Annotated in this window: 18 protein-coding genes; 12 read left to right on the top strand and 6 right to left on the bottom strand. The window is 69.4% G+C overall.

Annotated features, from left to right (window positions below; all coding sequences use genetic code 11):
* Positions 1–181 precede the first annotated feature (181 nt).
* The 11 genes from miaB (at position 182) to K7G19_RS11210 (ending at position 12,797) form a co-directional block, all read left to right on the top strand.
* The gene (miaB, locus tag K7G19_RS11260; protein WP_255650769.1) at positions 182–1,498 is read left to right on the top strand and encodes a tRNA (N6-isopentenyl adenosine(37)-C2)-methylthiotransferase MiaB; all 1,317 of its coding nucleotides are present in this window, start codon (positions 182–184) and stop codon (positions 1,496–1,498) included.
* Between the two features lie 142 nt (positions 1,499–1,640).
* Positions 1,641–2,636 carry a PhoH family protein gene (locus tag K7G19_RS11255; RefSeq protein WP_149316799.1) on the top strand — a complete coding sequence of 332 codons (996 nt, stop codon included), beginning with the start codon at positions 1,641–1,643 and terminating at the stop codon, positions 2,634–2,636.
* Between the two features lies 1 nt (position 2,637).
* Complete coding sequence (gene ybeY / locus K7G19_RS11250; RefSeq protein WP_150083312.1) at positions 2,638–3,387, top strand: rRNA maturation RNase YbeY; 750 nt, start codon at positions 2,638–2,640, stop codon at positions 3,385–3,387.
* 271 nt (positions 3,388–3,658) lie between these two features.
* Entirely contained in the window at positions 3,659–4,531 is an 873-nt protein-coding gene (locus K7G19_RS11245; RefSeq protein ID WP_149316797.1) for an HlyC/CorC family transporter, read from the top strand.
* Complete coding sequence (gene lnt / locus K7G19_RS11240) at positions 4,528–6,246, top strand: apolipoprotein N-acyltransferase (protein WP_226107307.1); 1,719 nt, start codon at positions 4,528–4,530, stop codon at positions 6,244–6,246. The genes K7G19_RS11245 and lnt overlap by 4 nt, the downstream gene beginning before the upstream one ends.
* Before the next feature lie 449 nt (positions 6,247–6,695).
* Positions 6,696–7,685 carry a glycine--tRNA ligase subunit alpha gene (gene glyQ / locus K7G19_RS11235; RefSeq protein ID WP_226107305.1) on the top strand — a complete coding sequence of 330 codons (990 nt, stop codon included), beginning with the start codon at positions 6,696–6,698 and terminating at the stop codon, positions 7,683–7,685.
* Positions 7,682–8,275, top strand: coding sequence for a hypothetical protein (locus K7G19_RS11230; RefSeq protein ID WP_149316794.1), 594 nt, complete (start codon positions 7,682–7,684; stop codon positions 8,273–8,275). Before glyQ ends, K7G19_RS11230 begins: the two co-directional genes overlap by 4 nt.
* 64 nt (positions 8,276–8,339) lie before the next feature.
* Positions 8,340–10,463, top strand: coding sequence for a glycine--tRNA ligase subunit beta (gene glyS / locus K7G19_RS11225; RefSeq protein ID WP_226107303.1), 2,124 nt, complete (start codon positions 8,340–8,342; stop codon positions 10,461–10,463).
* Between the two features lie 65 nt (positions 10,464–10,528).
* Positions 10,529–11,170 (top strand): D-glycero-beta-D-manno-heptose 1,7-bisphosphate 7-phosphatase, encoded by a 642-nt coding sequence (gene gmhB / locus K7G19_RS11220; RefSeq protein ID WP_226107301.1) that lies wholly within the window; start codon positions 10,529–10,531, stop codon positions 11,168–11,170.
* Positions 11,167–11,919, top strand: coding sequence for a 1-acyl-sn-glycerol-3-phosphate acyltransferase (locus tag K7G19_RS11215; RefSeq protein ID WP_226107300.1), 753 nt, complete (start codon positions 11,167–11,169; stop codon positions 11,917–11,919). The genes gmhB and K7G19_RS11215 overlap by 4 nt, the downstream gene beginning before the upstream one ends.
* Positions 11,916–12,797 carry a M48 family metallopeptidase gene (locus tag K7G19_RS11210; protein ID WP_370639527.1) on the top strand — a complete coding sequence of 294 codons (882 nt, stop codon included), beginning with the start codon at positions 11,916–11,918 and terminating at the stop codon, positions 12,795–12,797. Before K7G19_RS11215 ends, K7G19_RS11210 begins: the two co-directional genes overlap by 4 nt.
* Positions 12,798–12,926: 129 nt before the next feature.
* Here the strand turns inward: K7G19_RS11210 and K7G19_RS11205 are convergent, their stop codons facing one another.
* Positions 12,927–17,096, bottom strand: coding sequence for an ankyrin repeat domain-containing protein (locus tag K7G19_RS11205; protein WP_226107299.1), 4,170 nt, complete (start codon positions 17,094–17,096; stop codon positions 12,927–12,929).
* 253 nt (positions 17,097–17,349) lie between these two features.
* Here K7G19_RS11205 and gloA point away from each other — a divergent pair, with 253 nt between their 5' ends.
* Positions 17,350–17,757, top strand: a complete 408-nt coding sequence (gene gloA / locus K7G19_RS11200; RefSeq protein ID WP_149316789.1) for a lactoylglutathione lyase — start codon at positions 17,350–17,352, stop codon at positions 17,755–17,757.
* A 91-nt stretch (positions 17,758–17,848) separates the two neighbouring features.
* On the opposite strand, the gene K7G19_RS11195 is transcribed toward gloA, so the two are convergent.
* From K7G19_RS11195 to K7G19_RS11175, 5 genes are all read right to left on the bottom strand, one after another.
* The gene (locus tag K7G19_RS11195) at positions 17,849–19,135 is read right to left on the bottom strand and encodes an ankyrin repeat domain-containing protein (RefSeq protein WP_226107298.1); all 1,287 of its coding nucleotides are present in this window, start codon (positions 19,133–19,135) and stop codon (positions 17,849–17,851) included.
* A 238-nt stretch (positions 19,136–19,373) separates the two neighbouring features.
* Positions 19,374–20,186, bottom strand: a complete 813-nt coding sequence (gene rsmA, locus K7G19_RS11190) for a 16S rRNA (adenine(1518)-N(6)/adenine(1519)-N(6))-dimethyltransferase RsmA (protein ID WP_149316787.1) — start codon at positions 20,184–20,186, stop codon at positions 19,374–19,376.
* A gap of 10 nt (positions 20,187–20,196) precedes the next feature.
* Positions 20,197–21,300, bottom strand: a complete 1,104-nt coding sequence (gene pdxA / locus K7G19_RS11185) for a 4-hydroxythreonine-4-phosphate dehydrogenase PdxA (RefSeq protein WP_223819614.1) — start codon at positions 21,298–21,300, stop codon at positions 20,197–20,199.
* An 81-nt stretch (positions 21,301–21,381) separates the two neighbouring features.
* On the bottom strand, positions 21,382–22,887 hold the full coding sequence (locus K7G19_RS11180; protein ID WP_226107668.1) for a peptidylprolyl isomerase: 1,506 nt from the start codon (positions 22,885–22,887) through the stop codon (positions 21,382–21,384).
* A 9-nt stretch (positions 22,888–22,896) separates the two neighbouring features.
* The gene (locus K7G19_RS11175; protein WP_149316786.1) at positions 22,897–25,320 is read right to left on the bottom strand and encodes an LPS-assembly protein LptD; all 2,424 of its coding nucleotides are present in this window, start codon (positions 25,318–25,320) and stop codon (positions 22,897–22,899) included.
* Positions 25,321–25,463: the final 143 nt, after the last annotated feature.

Below are 25,463 nucleotides of genomic sequence, written 5' to 3'. Positions count from 1 at the left end.
CGCGGCGGGCCGCGCGGCAGGCCATGTAACGCCCCCTGAAGCATCCGATGCCCCCAGGTCAACCACTGAGATCGGCACCATGAATCCACGTCCCCAAGACACCCAGGCCGCCCCGGCCCAGCCCGCCGCCGCCCCTGCCGCGCCCACGAAAAAGGTCTTCGTCAAGACCTATGGCTGCCAGATGAACGAGTACGACTCCGACAAGATGGTCGACGTACTGCACGCCAGCCAGGGCCTGGAAAAGACCGACAACCCCGAAGACGCCGACGTGATCCTGTTCAACACCTGCTCGGTACGCGAGAAGGCGCAGGAAAAGGTGTTCTCCGAACTGGGACGGATGAAGGCGCTGAAGGCCGCCAAACCCGACCTGGTGATCGGCGTCGGCGGCTGCGTGGCCAGCCAGGAAGGCGCGGCCATCGTCTCGCGCGCGCCGTATGTCGACGTCGTGTTCGGCCCGCAGACGCTGCACCGGCTGCCCGAGATGATCGCGCGCCGCCGCCAGAGCGGCCATTCGCAGGTCGATATCTCCTTCCCCGAGATCGAGAAGTTCGACCATCTGCCGCCCGCGCGCGTCGAAGGCCCGAGCGCCTTCGTGTCGATCATGGAAGGCTGCTCGAAGTACTGCAGCTACTGCGTGGTGCCCTATACCCGCGGCGAGGAAGTGTCGCGCCCCTTCGACGACGTGCTGGCCGAGATCGCGGGCCTGGCCGACCAGGGCGTGCGCGAGGTCACGCTGCTGGGGCAGAACGTCAACGCCTACCGCGGCCGCATGGGCGACACCAGCGAGATCGCCGACTTCGCGCTGCTGATCGAATATGTGGCCGAGATCCCGGGCATCGAGCGGATCCGCTACACCACCAGCCACCCGAAGGAATTCACCGCGCGGCTGATCGACGTCTATGCACGCGTGCCCAAGCTGGTCGACCACCTGCACCTGCCGGTGCAGCACGCCTCGGACCGCATCCTGATGGCGATGAAGCGCGGCTACAGCGTGCTCGAATACAAGAGCATCATCCGCAAGCTGCGCGCGATCCGGCCGACCATGTCGATGTCGTCGGACTTCATCGTCGGTTTCCCCGGCGAGACCGATGCCGATTTCGACAAGCTGATGGCGATGGTCGAGGAGATCGGCTACGACACCTCGTTCTCGTTCATCTTCAGCCCGCGGCCCGGCACGCCCGCTGCCAACCTGCACGACGACACGCCGCACGAGGTCAAGCTGCGCCGCCTGCAACGGCTGCAGGCGACCATCGAGGAAAACGTGCAGCGCATCAGCCGCGGCATGGTCGGCACGGTGCAGCGCATCCTGGTCGAGGGCCCGGCGCGCAAGGACCCGACCGAGCTGCACGGCCGCACCGAGAACAACCGCGTGGTCAACTTTGCGCTGCCCGGCGTGCCGCAGGCCAGCCGCGACCGGCTGATCGGGCAGATGGTCGAGGTGACCATCACCGAGGCCTTCCCGCATTCGCTGCGCGGCGAGATCGAGGTGCGCCAGTAGTGCAAGGAGTGCCAGGAGTGCCAGGAGTGCCGGTAGTGGGACGATCGAAGGCACGATCGCCGGGCCGCGAGTCCGCCGAGGACCGCGGCCGGCACGTGGCCATCGCACGCCCAACGACGAACAAGAACGGAGCGCTCTCCCGATGAAAATTCCTTCCGCTGAATTCGTGGCGCCCAAGGACGACAACGCCCGCCTGCAGAACCTGTGCGGGCCGCTGGACGAAAACCTGCGCCAGGTCGAACAGGCGCTGGACGTCACGATCCAGCGGCGCGGCCACAAGATGACGGTGCGCGGCGCCAATGCCAACGAGGCCGCCGCCGCGCTGGAGCGCTTCTACAACCAGGCCCGCACCCCGCTGTCGATCGACGACGTGCAGCTGGGCCTGATCGAGACGCGTCAGTACGCGGCGCATGTCGCGGGCCCGCCGGGGGCGGAGAACGACGCCGGCGGCGACGCCGACGACGAATCGCCGGTGCTGCATACCCGCCGTACCGGCCTGGTCGGCCGCACCGCCGCGCAGCGCGACTACCTGCGCAATATCGTCTCGCACGACCTGACCATGGGCATCGGCCCGGCCGGCACCGGCAAGACCTATCTGGCGGTAGCCTGCGCGGTCGATGCGCTCGAGCGCGACGCGGTCAAGCGCATCGTGCTGACCCGGCCCGCGGTCGAGGCCGGCGAGCGGCTGGGCTTTCTGCCCGGCGACCTGGCGCAGAAGGTCGATCCGTACCTGCGCCCGCTGTACGACGCGCTGTACGACCTGCTCGGCTTCGACCGCACGCAGAAGATGTTCGAGCGCCAGATGATCGAGATCGCGCCGCTCGCCTATATGCGCGGCCGCACGCTGAACCACGCCTTCATCATCCTGGACGAGGCGCAGAACACCACGCCGGAGCAGATGAAGATGTTCCTGACGCGGATCGGCTTCGGCTCCAAGGCGGTGATCACCGGCGACACCACGCAGATCGACCTGCCGCGCGGCCAGAAGAGCGGCCTGATCGAAGCGCAGCACGTGCTGCGCGACGTGCGCGGTGTCGCCGCGACGCGCTTTACCAGCATCGACGTGGTGCGCCATCCGCTGGTGGCACGCATCGTCGAGGCCTACGACGAATACCACGCCCAGCACAAGGACACCTGATTTGACCAGCAAGAACCCAGCGCCCAGCCTGATCCTGTTCGACGGCGAAGGCCGGGCCCGCAAGAGCGCCGCGCACGCGCTGCGCGTGCAGCTGCCCGACGGCCGCAGCCTGACCGTCGACCTGTCGCAAGCCGCCGACGGCGTGGTGTCGCTGCTGGCCGAGCACAGCGACCCGCGCCAGCGCGCGGGCCTGCTCGCCCGCCCCGACAGCCACGATGCGCTGGCGGTGGCGGTCACCGCCACGCCGCAGCTGACCACCACCGGCACGCCGGCCACGCCGCCCGAACTGACGCTGGACGTGCAGTACGGCGACGGCATCCGCGGCCGCCGCGGCCTGCCGCCGCGCGCGCGGGTGCAGACCTGGCTGCGCTCGGCGCTGTTCGCCGATGCCCAGCTGACCGTGCGCTTCGTCGACGAGGACGAGGGCCGCGCGCTGAACCGGGGCTTCCGCGGCAAGGACTACGCGACCAATGTGCTGACCTTCGCCTATGCCGAGCACGACGACGACCCGGTCAGCGCCGACATCGTGCTGTGCTGCCCGGTGGTCGAGCGCGAGGCGCGCGAACAGGGCAAGCCGCTCGAGGCCCACTACGCGCATCTGCTGGTGCACGGCGCGCTGCACGCCCAGGGCTACGAGCACGAGGACGACGCCGAGGCCGAGGAGATGGAGGCCATCGAGACCGAGACGCTGCTCGCGCTGGGCTTTGCCGACCCGTACCGCGACGACCGCGGCCCGCGCCTGGGGCACTGAGTCCCGGGGACGGACCGGGCCCGGCCCGGCCCGATATTCGGCCCGAGATCCGGCCTGAGGTCCGGGCCGAAATTCGGACCGAGCCCGCCTACCAAAACCTTGCGCCCGCGCCCCGCACGGGGCCGGCGCGATCCCTCCGGCGCGGCGCCGCCCGTGCGACCCCGGCGCCGCATCGGACCGGCGGTGGCGCCAACCCCCGGCCGCCCCCGGTCTGAACCGAAAAACAATTGGTGTATGCTTGCTCCGGTATCCACCACGCGCAACTTGCGCCATGAACGACCCTTACCCTAGTTCGAAACCAGTCGACCGGCCCCGGTCCCTGCTCGAACGACTGAGCGATCTGATTTCTCCCGAGCCCGAATCGCGGGCAGAATTGCTCGAAGTCCTCCAGGACGCCCACGCCCGCAATCTGATCGACGCCGAGTCGCTCTCGATGATCGAAGGCGTGTTCCAGGTCTCGGAATTGACCGCGCGCGACATCATGGTGCCGCGCGCCCAGATGGACGCGGTCAATATCGCCGATGCGCCGGAAGCCTTCATCCCCTTCATGCAGGAGACCGCGCACTCGCGCTTTCCGGTCTACGAAGGCAGCCGCGACAACATCATCGGCATCCTGCTCGCCAAGGACCTGCTGCGCTACTACACCGACAGCGACTTCGACCTGCGCGAGATGCTGCGGCCGGCGGTCTTCATCCCCGAGTCCAAGCGCCTGAACATCCTGCTGCGCGAATTCCGCAACAACCGCAATCACATCGCGATCGTGGTCGACGAGTACGGCGGTGTCGCCGGGCTGGTCACCATCGAGGACGTGCTGGAACAGATCGTCGGCGACATCGAGGACGAATTCGATCTCGACGAGGATGACGACAATATCGTGCCGCTGCCCGACGGCAGCTGGCGCGTGCACGGGCTGACCGAGATCGAGCAGTTCAACGAGGCCTTCGGCACCCAGTTCCCCGACGACGACGTCGATACGGTCGGCGGCCTGCTGACCAACCATGTCGGCCACGTGCCGCACCGCGGGGAAATCATCACGCTGCCGCCGCTGCGCTTCGAGGTGCTGCGCGCCGATGCGCGCCAGCTGCACCTGCTGCTGGTCCGGCGTGAAGCGCCCGCGCTCACCGACGCCGTGGCCAACGCATGAAGCGGCTGGCGCAGGGCTGGAACGGCGCCGCCGCTGCCGAACTCGAAACACCGCTGAGCGACACCCACCGCCGCGCGCGCTGGGGCCATCTATTGCTGGCCGGCGTGCTCGGCGTCGCCCATACCCAGGCCTTCGCGCCGCGGGACTGGTGGTGGCTGCAGCTGCTGGCGCTGGCGGGACTGGCCGCGCTGCTGTTCGACACCCGCCGCGCGCGCGATGCCGCCGCGCTCGGCTACGCCTTCGGGCTGGGCTGGTTCCTGTCCGGCATCTGGTGGCTCTATATCAGCATGCACGTCTACGGCGAGATGCCGGCCTGGATGGCCGCGCTCGCGGTGCTGCTGTTCTCGGCCTACCTCGCGCTCTACCCCGCGCTGGCGGCCGCCGCCTGGCATCGCGCCACCGCGCCGCGGCGCTTCGATCCGGCTCGGCGCACCGGCTGGTTCGGCCTGCTGGCCGCGCCGCTGGCGTTCGGCGCGGCCTGGGGCCTCGCCGAATGGCTGCGCGGCGTGATCTTCACCGGTTTTCCGTGGCTGGGCAGCGGTTACGCGCACACCGACGGTCCGCTGGCCGGCTACGCGCCGCTGCTGGGCGTCTACGGCATCGGCGCGCTGGCCGCCCTCTGCGCGGCCTGGCTGGCGGCGCTGGCGCGCGTCGCCCGCCCGGGATCGGCGGAATCGCCCGGATTGCCGCAGGGCGAGCGTGCCGCCGCGCCGTCGGCGACCCTGTCGGCGACCCTGTCGGCGACGCTGTGGGCAAGGCTCGCGGTCCCGCTCGGGCTGGCGGCCGTGCTCGGCGCCGGCTGGCTGCTGGCCGGCCGCGCCTGGACCGAACCGGTCGGCAAGCCGCTGTCGGTGCGGCTGCTGCAGGGCAACGTGCCGCAGGACATCAAGTTCGAAGCGGCCGGCATCGCCCGCTCGAACGCGCTGTACCGGGACATGATCACCGCCGCCCCGGCCGACCTGGTGGTCACGCCCGAGACCGCGTTTCCGCTGATCCTGCAGGACATGCCGCCGGAGATCGCGCTGGCGCTGCGGCAGTTCAGCACCGGCACCGGCACCGCGCTGCTGTTCGGCGCGGCGGGCGCCGACTCGCCGATCGACTTCACCAACAGCGTGTTCGGCATCGGCCCCGAGATGCAGGGCCTGTACCGCTACGACAAGCACCACCTGGTGCCCTTCGGCGAGTTCATCCCCTGGGGCTTCCGCTGGTTCGTCGACATGATGAAGATGCCGCTGGGCGACTTCCGCCGCGGCGGCCTGGCGCAGGCGCCGCTGCCGGTGCGCGGCGTCATGGTGGCGCCCAATATCTGCTACGAGGATCTGTTCGGCGAGGAAATCGCGCGCACGCTGCGCGGCCAGCCGCAGCCGGCCAATGTGCTGGTCAACGTCACCAACCTGGCCTGGTTCGGCGACACCATCGCGCTGGACCAGCACCTGCAGATCTCCCGCATGCGCGCGCTGGAAACGCGCCGGCCGATGCTGCGCTCGACCAATACCGGCATGACGGCGGTGGTGGCCCCGGACGGCAGCGTGCCGGCGCGGCTGGCGACCTTCACCACCGGCACGCTGAGCGCGCAGGTACAGGGCACAAGCGGGCTGACGCCCTATGTGCGGGTCGGCAATGTGCCGGCGGTGCTCGGCTGCCTGCTGGTGCTGCTGGTGGTGGCCTGGCGCACGCCGTCGGCCCAGGGCCGTGGCCGGAGCGGCGGCGCCTGAGCCTGTGCCGAGGCCGAGCCGGTGCTCAGCCCTGGCGGTCCAACCTCAGTGGATCACGCCCGCCACGATCGATACCGCGGCGGCGGCCGCCATCACTGCCAGGGCGACCCGATAGGGTTTGCGCGAGAGAAACGACATGATGTTTGTCCCCGTTGTTGGCGCCGACGGTCACCGCGGGGCGCCGTCCGCTGCCTCTGTCGAACAGCTTTTCAATAATGTATACAAAAATCGATAACGGCAGGCCCTTCCGGAACTTGAGCGCCCTCGGGATTTACCCGAGGTCCTCGCCCACCTGCCTCCCCCTTCCCTTCGACGGCTGCCGGGCAAAAACCCGCTAGAATTCTGGGTTTGGCAACGGCGGGACCGGCCGGCCCGGCCGCCGTCCCCTGCCCGCTTCCGCTTCGGTGGCCCGCCGCCGGGCCAACTCTCCGCGATCCGTCGTCTTCGTTATGCTGACCTTCCAACAAATGATCCTGACCTTGCAGTCCTACTGGGACCGGCAAGGATGCGCGCTGTTGCAACCCATCGATCTGGAGGTTGGCGCCGGTACCTCGCACGTGCATACCTTCCTGCGCGCGATCGGCCCCGAGCCGTGGCGCGCGGCCTATGTGCAACCGTCGCGCCGCCCCAAGGACGGCCGCTACGGCGAGAACCCGAACCGGCTGCAGCACTACTACCAGTACCAGGTGGTGCTCAAGCCCGCGCCGGAGAATATCCTCGAGCTCTACCTGGGCTCGCTCGAGGCGCTGGGCCTGGACCTGAAGCAGAACGACATCCGCTTCGTCGAGGACGACTGGGAAAACCCGACGCTCGGCGCCTGGGGCCTGGGCTGGGAGGTCTGGCTCAACGGCATGGAGGTGACCCAGTTCACCTACTTCCAGCAGGTCGGCGGCATCGACTGCAAGCCGATCACGGGCGAGATCACCTACGGCATCGAGCGCCTGGCGATGTATCTGCAGGGCGTGGAAAACGTCTACGACCTGGTCTGGACCGAGTGGGAGGAGAACGGCAAGACCCGCCGCCTGACCTACGGCGACGTCTATCACCAGAACGAGGTCGAGCAGTCGACCTACAACTTCGAGCAGAGCAATACCGAGATCCTGTTCCGCCATTTCGCCGAGCACGAGGGCGAGGCCAAGCGGCTGATGGGCGTCGGCGCGGACGGTGACGCGGCCGAGGCGGCGGGCGTCAAGCTGGCGCTGCCGGCCTACGAACAGGTGCTCAAGGCCGCCCACACCTTCAACCTGCTGGACGCGCGCGGCGCGATCTCGGTGACCGAGCGCGCCGCCTATATCGGCCGCATCCGCAATCTGTCGCGGCTGGTCGCGCAGGCCTACTACGAATCGCGCGAGGCGCTGGGCTTCCCGATGTGCGGACCGGCCGGTGCCAACGCCGCGGCCGCGATGGCCGCCAGGCCCTCCGTCGAGGCCGCCGCATGAATTCGATGGCACGCCGTGCGCTGTGCTGCGCGCTGGCGGTGGCCGCCGCGGGCGGCGCGCACGCCATCGTGCCGTCGGCCTATGCCCAGGCCTCGCAGGTGCTCTACCCCTCGGCCGAGCAGGCCAATGTCTGCGAAGGCGATTCGCAGGCGCTGCAGCAGGCCATCAACAAGCATCTGCAGCCGCCCGCCAATGCGATCGACCAGTGGACGCAGCTGGTGCGCTCGATGTCCTGCGACCTGTCCGGCTCCAGGGACCTGGGCTGGCGGCGCGTGCCGCTGCGCGCCTACGAGAGCGCGATCCGCTATCCGCTGACCTGGGTCGAGACCGTGCACCGCAACGGCCGGCAACGGCGCCTGGTGCGGACCTATCATTCGGCCTCGCAACTGCCGCCGCGGATCGATTTCTGGATCGGCGGCCGCATCGACGAGATCCGCTACGATCGCCGCCATCACCGCCTGTACGCGCGCTTCTCCGCCAATAGCGAGAAGCTGGCCGGCAATGCGCAGTCCGCGTGCCGCTCGACCACGCTGCAGTTTCGCCAGCAGCACGGGCTATGGCTGCTGTCCGGCGTCGAACCGCGCTGTTGAGCACCGCTGAACCCTTCCGGCGCCGCCGATGCCGGCGTGCGCCACAAACCGTTGGAACCGATTCATGTCGCAACCCCTGACCGATTCGCTGCTGATCGAACTGTTCACCGAAGAGCTGCCGCCGAAGGCGCTGGCGCGCCTGGGCGAGGCCTTTGCCCAGGGCCTGTTCGCCGGCCTCGCCGAACGCGGCCTGCTCGATGACGGCAGCACGGTAACGCCGTACGCCACGCCGCGCCGCCTGGCCGCGCTGATCAGCGGCGTGCGCGCCAGCGCGCCGGACCGCGAGCAGCGCGAGAAGGTGCTGCCGGTGTCGGTGGCGCTGGACGCTGCCGGCGAGCCGACCGCGCCGCTGGCCAAGAAGCTGGCCGCGCTGGCGAAGTCGGTCGGCGTCGAGGCGATCGACTGGCAGACGCTGGAGCGTGCCTCCGACGGCAAGGCCGAGGCGCTGTTCTACCGCTACACCGCGCGCGGCGCGGTGCTGGCCGACGGCCTGCAGGCCGCGCTGGACGACACCATCGGCAAGCTGCCGATTCCGAAGGTGATGAGCTACCAGCGCCCGGACGGCAGCACGGTCAACTTCGTGCGCCCGGCCCACCGGGTGATCGCGCTGCACGGCGACAAGGTCGTGCCCGTCTCGGTGCTCGGGCTGGCCGCGGGCAACCGCACGCTGGGCCACCGCTTCCTGTCCGAGGGCGAGATCGAGATCGCGCACGCCGAGCGCTACGCCGCCGTGCTCGAGAACCAGGGCAAGGTGCTGGCCAGCTACGCGCAGCGGCGCGAGCGCATCCGCGAGCAGCTGCTGGCCGCCGCCGGCGCGGACCGCGTGATCATGCCGGACGCGCTGCTCGACGAGGTCAACGCGCTGGTCGAATGGCCGGTGGTCTACGCCTGCCATTTCGAGGAGGCCTTCCTCGCCGTGCCGCAGGAATGCCTGATCCTGACGATGCAGACCAACCAGAAGTACTTCGCGCTGACCGACGCCAACGGCCAGCTGCGCAACCGCTTCCTGATCGTGTCGAACCTGGCCACCGACACGCCGCAGTCGATCATCGGCGGCAACGAGCGCGTGGTGCGCCCGCGCCTGGCCGACGCCAAGTTCTTCTTCGACCAGGACCGCAAGAAGACGCTGGCCTCGCGCGTGCCGCAGCTGGCCAACGTGGTCTATCACAACAAGATCGGCACGCAGCTGGACCGCGTGCAGCGGCTGCAGCAGATCGCCGGCCATATCGCCGATGCGCTGGCCAGGGCCGGCGTGCCGGTCGACAAGGCGGCCGCGATGCGCGGCGCGGAACTGGCCAAGGCCGACCTGCTGACCGATATGGTGGGCGAATTCCCCGAACTGCAGGGCACGATGGGGACCTACTACGCCCGCCACGACGACGAGGCCGAGGAAGTCGCGCTGGCCTGCTCCGAACACTACCGTCCGCGCTTTGCCGGCGATGCGCTGCCGTCGAACGCCGTCAGCATCGCGGTGGCGCTGGCCGACAAGCTTGAGACGCTCGTCGGCATCTGGGGCATCGGCCTGCAGCCGACCGGCGAGAAGGACCCGTTCGCGCTGCGCCGCCATGCGCTGGGCATCCTGCGCATGCTGGTCGAGACGCCGCTGCCGCTGGGCATCGACGCGCTGCTGGCGCTGACCGAGCAGGCCTTCGCCGGCGTGCCGGCGGTCAAGCCCGCGCGCGAGGACATCACCGACTTCCTGTACGACCGCCTGCGCGGCTACCTGAAGGACAAGGGCTACACCACCAACGAGGTCGAGGCGGTGGTCAGCCTGCGCCCGCAGCGGCTCGACGACATCCTCGGGCGCATGGAGGCGGTGCGCACCTTCGCCGCGCTGCCCGAGGCGGCCGCGCTGGCGGCCGCCAACAAGCGCATCACCAACATCCTGCGCAAGAATACCGAGGCCGTCGGCGAGGTCGCCCCCGCGCTGTTCCAGGAGGATGCCGAAGGCGCCCTGCATGCCGCCATCGACAGCGTGCGGCCCGGGGTCGAGGCGGCGTTCGCACGCGGCGACTTCACCGCCGCGCTGCGCGACCTGGCCCGGCTGCGCGAGGCGGTGGACCGCTTCTTCGACGGCGTGATGGTGATGGCCGAGGACGCAGGGCTGCGCGCCAACCGCCTGGCCCTGCTGGCCTCGCTGCACGCGCTGGCCAACCGCGTCGCCGACATCTCGAAGCTGGCCGCTTGACCCGCGCCCGCAGCACGACCAGCAGAACCAGCAGCATCGACCGTACCCGTTACCGAAGCGCCGCCATGCCGCAGACACCGCCCAAATTCGTGATCCTGGACCGCGATGGGGTCATCAACCTCGACAGCGACCAGTTCATCAAGACGCCGGACGAATGGATTCCGATCCCCGGCAGCCTGGAAGCGATCGCCGCGCTGAACGAGGCCGGCTACCGCGTCGTGGTCGCCAGCAACCAGTCGGGCATCGGCCGCGGCCTGTTCGAGATGAGCGCGCTCAACGCGATGCACGAGAAGATGTACAAGGCGCTGGCCCGCCTCGGCGGCCGCGTCGAGGCGATCTTCTTCTGCCCGCACACCGCGGCGGACGATTGCGACTGCCGCAAGCCCAAACCCGGCCTGATCCAGCAGGCGGCGCAACGCTTCGGCATCGAGCTGCGCGGCGTGCCGATCGTCGGCGATTCGCTGCGCGACCTGCAGGCGGGCGTCGCCTTCGGCTGCACGCCGCATCTGGTGCGCACCGGCAAGGGCGAAGCCACGCTGGCCAAGGGCGGCCTGCCGCCCGGCACGCTGGTCCACGACGATCTGCGCGCGTTCTCGCGCTGGCTGCTCGAAGGCGAAGGCTCGCGCCACAGCGCCGCGGCATCGCACGCGGGCACGGCCGCTTCGCCATCCGCCACGTCACCGGTTGACTCGACGAACCCTCGATGATCTTTCTACGCTCCCTGCTGTTCGCGTTGTACCTGCTGGTACTGACGCCTCCCTATGCCTGTGCCTGCTTCCTGGCCTTCCCCTTCATGAGCGCCAACCGGCGCTATCGCTTCGTGCGCGGGTGGCCCAAGCTGGTGATCGGCGCCGCCTGGCTGATCTGCGGCATCCGCTACCGCATCGAAGGCGGCGAGCATCTGCGGGCCATGATCGACAAGCCGGTGGTGCTGCTGTCCAAGCACCAGTCGGCGTGGGAGACCGTGGCGCTGGTGGCGACAATGCCCAAGCCGCTGTGCTTCGTCTTCAAGCGCGAGCTCCTGTTCGTGCCGTTCTTCGGCTGGGCGCTCGGCATGCTGAAGATGGTCCATATCAACCGCAAGGACGGTTCGCGCGCCTTCGCCTCGGCCGTGCGCCAGGGCCGCGAGCGGCTCGCCGAAGGCGCGTGGATCATCATGTTCCCGGAAGGCACTCGCACCCCCGCCGGCATGGAAAACCCGCGCTACAAGAGCGGCGGGGCACGCCTGGCAGTCGAGACCGGCGCCTCGGTGATTCCGATCGCGGTCAACTCGGGCCGCCTGTGGCCGCGCAACTCGTTCCTGAAGTACCCCGGCACCATCACGATCTCGATCGGCCCGCCGCTGTCGTCGGCGCACAAGACCGCCGACATGCTGAACCAGGAAGTCGAGCAATGGATCGAGCGCGACATGCGCCGCATCGATCCGGAGAGCTATCTGCGAGGGCAGCCTGCATGAAGCCGGCACGCCGCGCCCCGGAACCCGCGGACGGCCAGATGGAACTGCCGTTGATGGATTCCGGCGCCGGCACGTCCGGCGCGCGGCCGGCGGCCAGCGCGCTCGATGGCACCACGTCGGCCGGCCCTGCCACGGCACCCTGGCCGGCGCCCCAGCCCAACGCCCGGCTGCTGCGGCTCGGCGAACGTCCACTCCACTACACGCTGAAGCGTTCGTCCCGGCGCACCATCGGTTTCGTCATCGATGACCGCGGGCTGTCGATCACGGCGCCGCGCTGGGTCACGATCGCCGACATCGAGGCGGCTATCGCCGAGAAGCAGCGCTGGATCTTCGGCAAGCTTGCCGAATGGCAGCAGCGCGACGCGCAGCGCGTGCTGCCCGCGGTGCAGTGGCGCGACGGCGCGACCCTGCCCTTCCTCGGGAAACCCATCACGCTGCGCCTTGATTCGCCGACCGGTACGCTGCTGTTCGATGGCGAGGCACGCGTGCTGCATCTGGCGCTGCCGGAGCAGGCCGACGAGCAACAGATCAAGGACCGCGTGCAAGCCTGGCTGCAGCACCAGGCCAAGCGCCTGCTGGCCGAACGGCTCGATATCTATGCGGAAAAGCTCGGCGTGCGCCACCGCGCCTTCGCGCTGAGTTCGGCCAATACGCGCTGGGGCAGCTGCACCTCGGACGGCAAGATCCGCCTGAGCTGGCGGCTGATGCATTTCCCGCTGTCGGTGATCGACTATGTGGCCGCGCACGAGCTGGCGCATCTGAAGGAAATGAACCACAGCCCGCGTTTCTGGGACACGGTGGCGTCGATCTTCCCCGAGTTCCGCGACGCACGCGCGCAGTTGCGCAGCCATCCGCCGGAAGCCCTGCCGGCGTTCTGAAGCGGCGCCCCGGCTGTCGCTGTCGCTGCCCCCACCGCTGGCCCCACCGCTGGCCCTACCGCTGGCCCTACCGCTGGCCCTACCGCTGGCCCTACCGCTGCCGCTCGCCGCGCTGGCGCCGCCCCCGCGCTAGGCGGAGGCAAGCCCCACCGTCTTGTCGCGACTGGCTGCGCCGCATTGGCGCAACTGCGACAGCCAACCGTCCCGCCTCCAGCGCTCCGCCAGCGAACGCAGCGTTTCCCCGCTGGCCAACGGCGTGTTGATCCAGGCATTGCGTCCATGGCGCAGGAATGCAATCAGGCGGCTGAACGGATTGCGCGCCCTGGCCTTTTCCCGCAGCTTGCCGAGCAGCAGATCCATGTCGCGTCCCACCTCGATGGCGTTGTCGGCGATGGCCTTGCCGAGCAGCTCACGCGCTTCCCGCAGGTCATGCCATTGCGCGCCTGCCCTGAGCGCCTTGACGATCCGGTTCCAGTCGCCGACGCTCGCCGCGTCGCGCAGCAGGCGCTGTCCCGCCTTGCCGCCAACCGATATCCCGGTGGCGTTTTCCAGCCGATCGACGACCGCTGCCGGACAGCACAGGGCCAGCGCCAGCAGCTGGGGCGCCAACGGTTCGATCAAGCGCTTTGCAGCGGTCCGAGGACCGCTGGCGAGGCAGTCCACCAGGTCGACAACGACGGCGTCGCGCCGGGCCAGGGCATCCCATCGTTTCGGATCGAAGCCGTGGATCGCCTCCACCCGCTGCAGACACGCGATCAAGGCTCGGATCGTTCCGGCGCCACGGCTCACGATGGCGCCGATCCGGTCGGCCCTCATTCCGTCAACCACCGCGGCGGCCACTTCCGGAGAGCCCTCGGCGGCCACGACATCGAGCGCGGTCCTGCCGTCGGCAAGCGGGGCCAGCAGCGAGTCCCCCTGCTCGAGGCAGGCGCGCACCAGTTCGACATCGCCGCACTCGACGGCGGCAACGAGCAACGTCGCGCCTCCGCGGTGATCGACCGGTATGTCGGCATGGCCGCCTTGCTCGATCCACCACCGCGCGAGCCGGCGCCAGTCCTCGTTGTCGGCCCGATAGTCGTCGCGAATCATGCCGGGCAGTTCCCTTAGCACCTCGGCACGGTCCTGTTCGTCCAGGCGATGCCATATGGCCTTGGCGATTTCGTTGCGATGCGATCGCAGCGCCATCACCAAATGGCGCGCTCGCGGCTTGACCTGCGGCCAGTGCAGCATGCGCAGGACCTGCACATCGGTGTGCACTGCCCCCAGCACCGCCATCAACGCACGATCGGCGGTCTCCTGCGTCGCGGCGTGCTGTTGGACCCAGTCGATCGGCCGGACACGGAAGGCGAGCTCCTCCAGCGCCGCGGCGCCGTCATTGCCAAGGGCCCCGCGCCACTGCCACAGGCAGGCGACCAACCTGGACGCGAACACCGCATTGGCCGGGTTCCGCAGCCAGTCCCAAGGGATCGCGGCGGCCGGGGAGATGCCATCGCGCGCCGGCAGCGCCAGCAAGCGCCTCATCATCCGGCCGCTGTCCGCGCTGATCGCGCGCTCCCACGCGCCGCGCAACCAGGCAGGATAGGCCTTGGCGAATGGCGGTTGCGCGAGCCACGCCGCCAGGCGGTCGCCCCCGCCGGCGACGATTGCGCTGTCGAGAATCGCATCGATCGACGCTTCGGGCCACGATCCGGCGCGCTCGGGGGAGAGCGTGTCGAGAATGGGTACGAGCAGCGGTGTGCAAGGGTCGAGCCGCCATACCGCCGTCAGGGCATCGATCCGCTGTGCCTGGCTGCAATGGGGCAGCATCAACGTCCACAGCGGCACATTGCGGCCGCGGATGGCGGCGTCCATGGAGGCCTTGGCCAGCCGGCCATCCGGTGCCCAGCGGCAACCGGCATCGAGCAGGATGCGCGTCAGGTGGTAGGCCGATTCCGAATCGGCCAGCGTACTTGCCTGATGCAACAAGGACTCGCCCGAGCATTGCCATCTCGCCGCCACGGCCAGAGGCGACTGGATCAGGTACGCGAGCAGCTTGTGGCGGCCAGTACGGATCGCCGTTTCGAGCGCTTGCCACGGCAAGCTGTCCCGCTGGCGGGATGCCAACCATGCGGGCGAGACGGCCAGCAGCAGGCGGCACAACTCGACGGCGACGTCGTCCGGTGCCTGGCAGGCCGCGCGGATGGCCTCGTCCAGCATGGCGTGCAGGCGCGGACCGGCATCGCGGGCGGCGTGCTGCAGCAGCAAGCCGACCATGGCGATGTCCCCGCGCGCGATCGCCAGGGACAGCAGCGGCACACGGTGTGCTGTCATTGCGTTGGGATCGGCCCCTTGTTCGATCAGCCATGCCGCGATGGCGTACTGCCCCTTCTCGATCGCATGCTTCAATGGCGGATCGCCGCTCAGGTCCCGGAAGTGCGGCCCCGGCGTGTCCGGCAGCGCGGCCTGCACGGCATCGAGCCTGCCGGCGCGAATCGCGGCGATCGTCTGCGCCTGCGCGTCCAGCGTCGCCTGCACGAAGTCTGCCGCCTCGGGATGGCCGCTGCGCCGGGCCAACTCGATCGCTTCGTAGGCCACCGGCGCGAGCTGCGCTCCTCCGGCCATCAACCCGGCCAGCATCGCGACGTCGCCGGTCTTCGCGGCCCCGAGCAATGGCGAGCGGGCTGGATTGCGGCGCACGTGTTGCCAATCGCCCTCTGGCGCGCTTCGCCGCTGCGCCGCGCAAGCCAGCAACGGCAGGCGGTAGCGCAGCGCCAAGGCGAGCCAGCGTGATGCGGTGGAAGCCGGCGCCGGCTCGCTGGCCGCCATCGGCGCCATCGCTGCCATCGACGCCATCGCCGAGACAAGCCGTTGCTGGAACTGCGTGAACGCTTGCGGCGAACGCCTGAGCGCCTCGATGATGGGGTCAAGCCCCTCGGCGCCGGCCGGATCGCCTTCGGCGCCCTCGGCAACCGCGGCGACGCAATCGCCCAATGCGTCGACGATGGCGCCGTCCGGCGCGGCGACCGCTCGGCGCAGCAGGTTGCCGGCGTGCCGCAGGAAACCTTCCGCATCGAACGGTCCCGGAAGCATGCGCATGCCTTCGTAGAGGTGGCACAGATCGCTCGGCTCCAGCAGACGCACGGCATGGTCGTCATGGACGCTCTCGATCCAGAAGACGTCGGCGAAGCGATGCAACTGCATGTCGCGCGGCCGCCCGCCGGGTTGCAGCGGCGCTTCGCTCCACTGGCGCAACACGTCGGACTTCACGCCGGTCAGGACACCGATATCGCGCAGCGTCCGCGCCAGGTTCCATTGCAGCAGGGACCGGTCCGGACACAGCTGATACCCGCCGCCGGGCTCGTCGGGCCCGAGCTCGCGCAACAGCGACCCCAGTTCGATGGATCCGAAGTCGCGCAGCAGCGCATCGTCTTCGAGCAGGGGCATGATCTCCGCCGCGACCGCGGACTCGGAAATCGCCTGCCCGGACCACAATGGATGCTCCGCGCCGATACGCGTCTTGAGGGCCTCCATATACTCGTCGGCCAATTGGGCCAGCATCGCTCCGGTCAAGCGCGCGACCTCTGCCGGTTCGGTGATGGCCGCCAGCGCCTGCCGGTCGGAGTCCTCCAGCGGACGGTCGGCGACGAATGGATCCTTGACGACGGGCTGGCCAAGCCATTCGGACAGCGCGTTCAGGCAAGCCTGCAAACGGTGCGTGTCCCAACCGCGGTGGCCCTGGCGCAGTACCAGCCGAAGCAGCTGCTCCGTCATGACATCGTGGAAGATCGCCCTCGCCCTGCCGGCCAGCGAGCTGTCGCAGGCGAGATCGAGCTTGTGGGCGGCCATGGCGATGCCATTGATCGCGCCGGGCCCGCACTTGGGCACGCTGTCGGCCAGGGCAAGCATCACCCGCGTACGCAACGGCATGCAGACCCGGGGATCGTGCAATCGCGCAGCGATCCGCTCCAGCGCCGGCTTGACGACGGTATAGGCAAGCTCCAGATGCGGCTGGAAGCGCGCCCCGGGGCCATCGACATCGTCGCCGAAGAGATCTTCCACCAGTGCATGGATGGCGCCGCGCAGCGGATGATTGAGGTCCTCGGCCATGGCGCAGGCCGCTATGCTGGCGGCCGCCTTCTCGCACTGCTTGCGGAATCGCGGGAATGCCGGGGATCGGCCAAAGGCCTTCACGTCGCCATGCGCGGCGGGGTCGTAGTACACGGGTTCGTCGGGGCCAGCGCCCGCACGCCCCGGCTCCCCATTTGCCGCGGCAGGCCCCATGCCGCCGGGATTGCCTTGCGCAAGGACCATCATCACCATCGCCGCTCTCCGATCCGCCGTTTGAAAGGCGCCCATCTTAGGTGGCTGCGTCAGCTTTGCTTAACACATGGCGCCCGCATGTCGGGTTTCGACGGCGGCCGGGCCTCGGCCGCGGGTTCCGCATCCGGATCCCGCTGCGCCGGCGAAGGGAGGCGGCAAGGGGCCGCGGGGAGGGACCGTCGCCCTGCTCCACCGGTCAAATGCGACTAAACTACGTCCTCGCCTATAAAACGATCCACAAAGGTTTCAATTCATGCGACTCCTCCACACCATGCTCCGTGTCGGCGACATGCAGCGCTCGATCGATTTCTACACCCGCGTGCTCGGCATGCAGCTGCTGCGCGAGAGCGACAATCCCGAATACAAGTACCGGCTCGCCTTCGTCGGCTACGGCCCCGAGAGCGAGACCGCGGTGCTCGAGCTGACCTACAACTATGGCGTGGACAAGTACGAGATGGGTACCGCCTACGGCCATATCGCGCTGGAAACGGACGATGCCGCGGGCGCCTGCGAGCGTATCCGCGCGGCGGGCGGCAAGGTCACGCGCGAGGCCGGCCCGGTCAAGGGCGGCACCACGGTGATCGCCTTCGTCGAAGACCCGGACGGCTACAAGATCGAGCTGATCGAGCGCAACTCCACGCGCGACGCCAGCCGGCCTTGACGGCCCCGGGGCCTCGGCGCCCCTGGGCACGCGGTGACACGTCGGGCCGCGGTACCGCGGTGCGCCGCGGTCGGCGCGGCGCACCGCGGCCTCAAAGGATGGTGCAAGTGCTCTTGCCCTCCGCCGCCCGACGTAGATTGCTTTCGCGCTGATAGTCCCTGATGGTCCGGCCCTCGCCATCCACCATGTCGGTCCGCGCCCCCGCCATGATGATCTTCAAGATGAAGCCCAGCGGCTGGTCGCCCAGGTGCGCGTGCATCAGCGGCGTGCGTCCCAGCCCATCGCGGCCGTTGATGTTGCCGCCGGCATCGCGCAGGCTCTTGACGATGTCCAGGTGTCCGGCCGACGCTGCCGCCATGATCGGCGTGGCGCCGGTCTCGTCGCGGGCGTCCGGGTGGGCGCCGTAGGACACCAACTGCCGCACGGCATGCAGCTGACCTGACGCAGCGGCGAGATGCAGCGCCGTGAGGCCGAACGGCCCCTGGACATCGACGGGGACGCCATGGAGCAGCAAGCGCGCGAACGGCGCGCCGGCCTTGAGCGCTACCGCTGTCATCAACGGCGTCATGCCGAGCTGGCTTTTGGCCTGTTCCAGCACGACGCGATTGTCCACCGCCGCGGCCAGGTCGATGATGTCGCAGGCCACGCGCGGCGCCTCGTACCGCAAGGCCAGCTGCAACAGATCCAGCTCTTCCGCCAGCGGCATATCGAGGCACCAGCCGCCGGTGGTCACCAGGTGCCGCACCGCGGCCGCATTGTCGGCATCGATCGCGGCCAGCACACTGGTGCGAAACCCTTCCATCCACTCCACCAGCGCCGACTCCAGCGCCGGCAGAACCGCCGCATGGCCGGATGCCGGCGCGCCGCCCACATCCCTGCCGAGCTCCAGCGCGGTCCTGCCGTGCCGGTTCGGCTTGCCGAGCGCGCCGAGCCCGATGCCGCCGCCGAACCAGCGCCCGTGGTCCAACAAGGACTGGACCACCGCTGGCATGGTCGGGCGCATGCCCAGCGCCAGATGCATGCAGGTATCGCCGTCGCCGTTGGTGATCGCGGGATCGGCCCGATGGGCAAGCAGCGTATTGATCAGCTCCGGTTCGCAACGCGACCGGATCGCCGTGTGCAAGGGCGTGTTGCCCTGCTCGTCGCGCCAGCCGACCGCCGTCGGCTCGCGGGCAAGCCACTCGCGGACCGCCGGCCCATCGTGGCGCCGCAGCGCCAGCGTCAGTTCGCGGCCGGCTTCGGAGCCGCCGGCGCCGCGGTCAGCACGGTGGACGGCGTCAGGCACGGGGCCGGGCTGGAACAGCGGTGGCTGGGTCGTGGTAAGGCGTGCATGCATGCTCGCGCTCCTTTGCGGTTGAGGGATCGGGCGACGGGGCATTCGGCCTGTCGCGGCGCGATTCTCATCCGCGCCGGAGGGCGGGCTTTAGCATTCGGGCGGGGTTCTTTCGCGCGCTGCAGCGGTGGTGGGCTGGACCGCGGCTGCCGGCGAACCCGGGAAGGAAGGCAGAGGAAAGCGAACGGCGAAGGGGACGGCGAAGGGGACGGCGAAGGGGACGGCGGAGGGGACGGCGATAGAAGCGGCAAAGGAAGCCCGCAAGGGCAACGGCGGGGCCGCCTTACCCGCCGATGCGATTGGCCAGCTCGACGTATTCGGCGACCGGCACCTCTTCGGCGCGGCGGCCCAGGTCAAAGCCGATCGCGTCGAAGTCGACGTGATCGCGCAGCATCGACAGCGTGTTGCGCAGCACCTTGCGGCGCTGCGAGAACGCGGCGGTGACGAGATCGCCCAGCACGGTCATGTCGCAGGCAGCGTACGGCGAGCGCAGCCGGCCGTCCTCATGGCGCGGCCACGGAATCATCCGCACCACCGCCGAATCGACCTTGGGCGGCGGGTTGAACGACTCCGGCGGCACGTCGAGCACGTACTCCATGTGGTAGCGCACCTGCAGCATGATCGACAGCCGCCCGAATGCCTTGCTGCCCGGCTCGGCGACCATCCGCTCGACCACTTCCTTCTGCAGCATGAAATGCTGGTCGCGCACGTGGTCGGCGAACTCCATCAGGTGGAACAGCAGCGGGCTGGAGATGTTGTACGGCAGGTTGCCGACGATGCGCAGCGGGCGGCCGGGCTGCTTCAGCTCGTCGAAGTCGAAGGCGAGCGCATCGCCGGCGTGGATCGTCATGCGGTCGCCGTGGCGGCGGCGCAGCCGTTCGACCAGATCGCGGTCCAGTTCGATCACGTGCAGATGATCGAGGCGCTCCAGCAGCGGCTCGGTCAGCGCGCCCAGGCCGGGACCGATCTCGACGACGAGGTCGCCGGCCTGCGGGTCGATGGCATTGACGATGCCATGGATGATGCTGTCGTCGACCAGGAAGTTCTGGCCGAATCGCTTGCGGGCCGTATGGCCCTGGTGAACAGGGGAACGCATCGATGTCTCTTCAGTGTCCGGCCGGCGGCTCGCCGTGCAGGCGCCGCCCGGTATGGCCGACCATCCCGATCGCGCAGCGGATCGCCTCGATCATGCTGCCGTGCTCAGCGCGGCCCGTGGCGGCCAGGTCCAGCGCCGTGCCGTGGTCGACCGAGGTGCGGATGAACGGCAGGCCCAGCGTGATATTGACGCCATGGCCGAAGGTGCCGTATTTCAGCGGCGCCAGGCCCTGGTCATGGTACATCGCCAGCACGCAGTCGGCATCGCGCAGCAGCCGGGGCTGGAACAGCGTGTCGGCCGGATAGGGGCCGCGCGCGTCGATGCCCGCTTCGCGCGCCTTCGCCAGCGCCGGCGCGATGATGTCGATCTCCTCGCGCCCGAGGTGGCCGCTCTCGCCCGCGTGCGGGTTCAGGCCGGTCACCAGGATGCGGGGATGGGTCAGGCCGAAGCGGCCCCGCAGATCGTTGTCGACGATCGTCAACGTCTCGAGCAGCATCGGCACGTCCAGCGCATCGGGCACCGCGCGCAGCGGCAGATGGGTGGTGGCCAGCGCCACCCGCAGCATCGCATTGGCATGCGCCGGCTGCGGGCCGGCCAGCATCATCACCACGCGCGACACGCCGGCCCGCTCGGCCAGATATTCGGTATGGCCGGTAAACGGCACGCCGGCGTCATTGATGGTGCTCTTCTGCACCGGTGCGGTGACCACGGCCGCATAGCGGGCGGCCTGCCCCGGTTGGGGCAGCAGGCCGGCCAGCGCCGCATCGAGCAGCGCCAGCACATGGCGGCCGTTGCGCGCGTCGAGCACGCCCGGCGTGCAGGGGGCCGCCAGCGGAATATCTTCGACCACCGCCTCGCCCGCATCGAGCTTGGCCTGCCACGCCTGCGCCAGTCCGAGCGCCGCGGCCCGTTCGGCCAGCAGCCGCGCGTCGCCCAGCACATGGAAGCGCGGACCGCCCTGCCCGCCGGCCAGCTCCAGCACCGCGCGGATCGTGATGTCCGGCCCGATGCCGGCCGGCTCGCCGGTCGTGATCGCGATCGGCAGCGGCGCGGCCGGATGCGATGGGACGGACGGGGCGGGCGAGGAGGAGGGTGTGGCAGGCGGCGCGGTCATCGTGGTCGCGAAACGGAGCCCTTGGCGGGTCCCATCGCAGGTCCTGTGGCGGGTCCCATGGCCGGTCCGTTCGCGAGTCCCTTAACGGGACGCCTCGCGATTGGTCCGGTATTCGACATAGGCGGCCTCGCGCAGCTGGCGCAGCCAGTCCTCGTAGGCGGCGCGCAGCTTCTGCTCGCGCACCTCGGCGCGGGCGAAGTCGCGCTGCTTCTCCGGCGACACCTCGACCTCGCGGCGGTTTTCGACCTGGATCAGGTGCACGCCGAACTGGCTGGTGACCGGCTCGGAAACCTCGCCCGGGCGCAGCCGGTTCATCGCCTGCTCGAACTCGGGGACCAGCTCGCCGGGCGACACCCAGCCGAGCTCGCCGCCGTTCTGTGCCGAGCCGTCCTGCGAATAGCGCTTGGCGACATCGGCGAACTGCGTGCCGTGCTGGATGCGTTCGCGCAGCGTGGACAGCTGGCGGCGCGCCTCGGCCTCGGGCATGTTGGGGCCGGTGCGGATCAGGATATGGCGCACCTGGGTCTGCGTGATGCGGCTGGGCGCGACATCGCCGCCGGCAGGCGCGGTGCGCTTGCCGGCGAGCTTGAGCACATGGAAACCGGCGGGGCTTTCGACGACCTCCGGCACCACCTTGCCCGGCTGCAGGTCGAGCACGGCGTTGGCGAACTGCGCCGGCAGGCGGCCGATTTCGCGGTAGCCCAGCGAGCCGCCCTTGGGACCTTCGGCGCCGTCGGAATTGTTCTGTGCCAGCTGCGCGAAGTCGGCGCCGCCCTGGGCCTGCTTCAGCAGCCCTTCCGCCTTGGCGCGCAGCTGCGCCTTCTGCGCCTCGCTGGCGCCCTCGGGCACGCGCACGAAGATCTGGGCGACGTCGTACTGCGGCTCGCCGGTCGGCGCGGCACCGCTGCGTGCCGCGCGCGCGGCCAGATAGTTGTTGATCTCGCCGTCGAACACCTGCACCTTGGAATCGACCTCGCGCTCGCGCAGCCGGATCACCTGCACCTGCTTGCGCAGCTCGCTGCGGTACTTGTCCCAGGTCATGCCGCTGCGGTCGACCTGCGCACGCAGATCGGCCACGCTGATGCGGTTCTGCTGCGCGACCGATTCGATCGCGCGGTCGACCTCCTGGTCGGTCACGCGGATGCCGGCGTCCTGCGCGGCCTGGGTCTGCACGCGCTCCATCACCAGCCGTTCCAGCACGTCGCCGAGCAGTTCCTCGCGCGGCGGAATCGGACGGCCGGCCGTACGCAGCTGGTTCTCGATCTCGTCGGCGCTATCGAGCAGCTCGCGCCGCGTGATCACGGTGTTGTTGACCACCGCCACCACCTCGTCGACCAGTTGCGAGCGGCCGGTGCGCTGCCCCGAACCCAGCCGCGGCTGAGTGGGCGAGGTCGGCGGCGTGGCCTGCGAGCCTTGCGGCACGAAGATGCCGGTGGCGCGCGGTGTGGAGCCGGACCCGCCGGGTGCCTTGAGCTGCGCCGCCGCCGGAACGGCCACGCAGGCTAGCAATGCCGACAGCACGATGCCGCGCGAACGCCGCGACGAAGCCGCGGCAACGGAAAATACGGAAACTGCTTGACGCTTCATCATGGTCCGTCATTCGTAATGGTCGAACTGGGTCTGAGGGATCGGCGCGGCCGAGACAGGCTCGTAGCCAGGCACGTTCAACCTCATGATATCCAGCGGATTGGAGCCGATCTTCGACAGGCCGCGGAACTCCACCTGCAGAAACACCCGGCCGGTGTAGCCCTGCGTGGTATTGCGAAAACGCTGGTAGGCGATCCGGCCGACCCAGCAGTCGGCGGCGTATTCGAGCCCCAGCAGCGTATCGACCAGCTGGTTGGCGCTCATGTCGTAGGCGACACGCCCGATGCCGTAGGTCCGCCGCGTGATCGGCCACTGGCTCGAGATCTCGAACTGGTCGATCGCGGTATTGTCGGTGACCGCGGTCGGGCGCCGGTAGCGATAGCCGATGTTCAGCAGCTTGCGCGCCTCGGGCCGCCAGGCGAACGCGATGTTCGACTGGATCACCCGGTCGTTTTCCGGGTTGTACTGCATCCCGGCATTGATGTAGTAGCCGCGGAACAGCTGGATCGTGGTGGCCGCCAGCAGATCGGAATAGCCCCGCTCGGCGTCGTCCAGCGTGCCGGTCAGCTGCACGCGCTGGCCGCTGAAGTCGAAGCGCTGCGCCAGCGTACCACGGAAGCGTTCGATACCCGTCTCGGACTCGATCAGGCGGGTGGTCACGCCCGCGGTCAGCTTGTTGTTGTCGGCGATGCGGTCGTAGCCGGTGAACGGGTTCTCGCTGAAGATCTGCCCGTAGCCGAAGTCCGACTGCACCGTATCGAACAGCGGGAACGCGCTCTGGTCGCGGAATGGCGTGTAGACGTAGAACAGGCGCGGTTCCAGCGTCTGCAGGTACTTGGTGCCGAACAGCCGGCTGATGGTCGGCGCGTCGCGCTCGAACGTCATGCCGCCGTCGAGGCTGAAGGTCGGCACCGAGCGCGTCAGCGTGTTGTTGGCGCCCGGCGTGTTGGTCGACGGCTCCATCTGGTACTGTGCCGCGTTGAACATGACCTTGGGCGTCACGAACCAGCCCGGGCGCACGATCGGATAGCTGATCGACGGTTGGATGAAGACGCGCTCGCCCTGCGGCTGCTGGAAGCCGGTGCTCGTCAGCGGGATGCGGAAGCGCGTGTAGTCGGCCTCGACCTGCACGTCGAAACCGCCCCAGTTGTAGCGCGTGAACTTGCCGTTCAACTGCGGCACGCGCTCGTAGGTCGGCTGGCTCGGCGCCAGCGTCTGGAAGGTCTGCACCCGCGCCAGCAGCGAGAAGTCCTGCCAGTTGTAGGTGACCCCGCCCTCCTGCGTGTACTGCCGCAGCGTCGACTGCGCGACCGTACGCGTCAGGTCGTCCGGATAGCGGTCGTCCGATACCCGGTTCAGGTTCACATAGGCGTTCAGGCCCTTGGCCAGGTTCTGGCTATGCTGGATCGAGTACAGCCAGCGGTCCGAGTTGGTCTTCTGGTCGTTGGGCAGGAACTCGCCGCGGATGCGCCCCGCATAGCCGTTGCCGATATAGCGGAAGTCGCCGCCGAGCTGCACGCCGCGTTCGCTCATCACGCGCGGATACAGCGTCAGGTCGCGGTTCGGCGCGATATTGAAGTAATACGGCACCGTCAGGTCGAAGCCCGAACGGGAGCTGTAGGCCATCAGCGGTGCGAGGAAGCCGCTGCGGCGCTCGTCGGTCAGCGGGAAGGTCACCGCCGGCGCGGCCAGGATCGGCACATCGAAGAAGCGCAGCACGGCGCCGTGCGCGGTGCCGACCTGGCGGTCGCTGTCCAGGTCGAGCTGGCGTGCGCTGAAGTACCAGTCCGCGTTGTCGGGCGAACAGGTGGTGTAGGTGGCGCGCTGGATGGTGCTCTGGTCCTTGGTCAGGAAGTCGATGCGCTCGGCCGTGCCCGAGCCGCCGGTCTGCTGGAAGTAGTAGTCCGGCGACAGCATGTAGCCTTCGTTGGCCTCGACGCGCAGCCTGGCCTCGGGGCCCACCGCCAGCGTGCCTTCGCGCGAGAGCCGGACGTTGCCGGTCGCCAGCGCCTCGTCGCTGTCCTGGTCGTAGGTCAGCTTGTCCGCCTTGATCACGGCGCCGTCGCTGCGCAGCTCGGCATTGCCCTGCAGTTCCAGGCCGCGCTCGTTGTATCCGGTCATGCTGTCGCCGGAGACATAGGTCGGCGCGCTGGGATCGCCCTCGGCGCTGCGCCAGGTGGCCGGCTCCGACAGGTAGGGGATCAGTTCGCCGGGGCGCGGGGGCTGGCGCGGGTCCGCTGCCTCGGCCGTCGGCTCCGCCGCCGGCAGCGCGGGAATCGCCGAGCCGACCGCCTGGCCTTGCGCCTGCGCGCCCAGCGACCAGCCGGCCATGGCCAGCACCAGCGGACGCAGGGCCCGGACTGGCCGGCGCCCGGGCTGGCGGCCCGGCGCCTGGATTGCGGTGTGATTCGGTGATCGTTGTTGTTCGGTCATGCGAGCGGGTCGTCGGTCGGACGGCGGGACGGTTGCGCAGAACCGCGCAGCCACCGTCCAAACAGGCTGCCAGGCACAGGACGGCCCACCTGGGAGCCGCCCGGCGCCCGGGTCTGGTCGGGTATTATACGGGGCAACTTATC

It is taken from the genome of Cupriavidus sp. DB3 (assembly GCF_020418465.1).
Taxonomy (GTDB): domain Bacteria; phylum Pseudomonadota; class Gammaproteobacteria; order Burkholderiales; family Burkholderiaceae; genus Cupriavidus; species Cupriavidus cauae.
The sequence above is the reverse complement of the archived record's forward strand: the minus strand, read 5'-3'. Positions and strand labels throughout refer to the sequence as shown.

Bases quoted from the DNA above. Each gene is read 5' to 3' on its own strand.
- K7G19_RS11245 (WP_149316797.1), top strand. From the start codon at position 3,659: ATGAACGACCCTTACCCTAGTTCGAAACCAGTCGACCGGCCCCGGTCC.
- gmhB (WP_226107301.1), top strand. From the start codon at position 10,529: ATGCCGCAGACACCGCCCAAATTCGTGATCCTGGACCGCGATGGGGTC.
- glyS (WP_226107303.1), top strand. From the start codon at position 8,340: ATGTCGCAACCCCTGACCGATTCGCTGCTGATCGAACTGTTCACCGAA.
- K7G19_RS11175 (WP_149316786.1), bottom strand. From the start codon at position 25,320: ATGACCGAACAACAACGATCACCGAATCACACCGCAATCCAGGCGCCG.
- K7G19_RS11230 (WP_149316794.1), top strand. From the start codon at position 7,682: ATGAATTCGATGGCACGCCGTGCGCTGTGCTGCGCGCTGGCGGTGGCC.
- K7G19_RS11215 (WP_226107300.1), top strand. From the start codon at position 11,167: ATGATCTTTCTACGCTCCCTGCTGTTCGCGTTGTACCTGCTGGTACTG.
- K7G19_RS11180 (WP_226107668.1), bottom strand. From the start codon at position 22,887: ATGAAGCGTCAAGCAGTTTCCGTATTTTCCGTTGCCGCGGCTTCGTCG.
- K7G19_RS11195 (WP_226107298.1), bottom strand. From the start codon at position 19,135: ATGCCCCGTCGCCCGATCCCTCAACCGCAAAGGAGCGCGAGCATGCAT.
- rsmA (WP_149316787.1), bottom strand. From the start codon at position 20,186: ATGCGTTCCCCTGTTCACCAGGGCCATACGGCCCGCAAGCGATTCGGC.
- K7G19_RS11205 (WP_226107299.1), bottom strand. From the start codon at position 17,096: ATGGTGATGATGGTCCTTGCGCAAGGCAATCCCGGCGGCATGGGGCCT.
- lnt (WP_226107307.1), top strand. From the start codon at position 4,528: ATGAAGCGGCTGGCGCAGGGCTGGAACGGCGCCGCCGCTGCCGAACTC.
- miaB (WP_255650769.1), top strand. From the start codon at position 182: ATGAACGAGTACGACTCCGACAAGATGGTCGACGTACTGCACGCCAGC.
- pdxA (WP_223819614.1), bottom strand. From the start codon at position 21,300: ATGACCGCGCCGCCTGCCACACCCTCCTCCTCGCCCGCCCCGTCCGTC.
- gloA (WP_149316789.1), top strand. From the start codon at position 17,350: ATGCGACTCCTCCACACCATGCTCCGTGTCGGCGACATGCAGCGCTCG.
- K7G19_RS11255 (WP_149316799.1), top strand. From the start codon at position 1,641: ATGAAAATTCCTTCCGCTGAATTCGTGGCGCCCAAGGACGACAACGCC.
- glyQ (WP_226107305.1), top strand. From the start codon at position 6,696: ATGCTGACCTTCCAACAAATGATCCTGACCTTGCAGTCCTACTGGGAC.
- K7G19_RS11210 (WP_370639527.1), top strand. From the start codon at position 11,916: ATGAAGCCGGCACGCCGCGCCCCGGAACCCGCGGACGGCCAGATGGAA.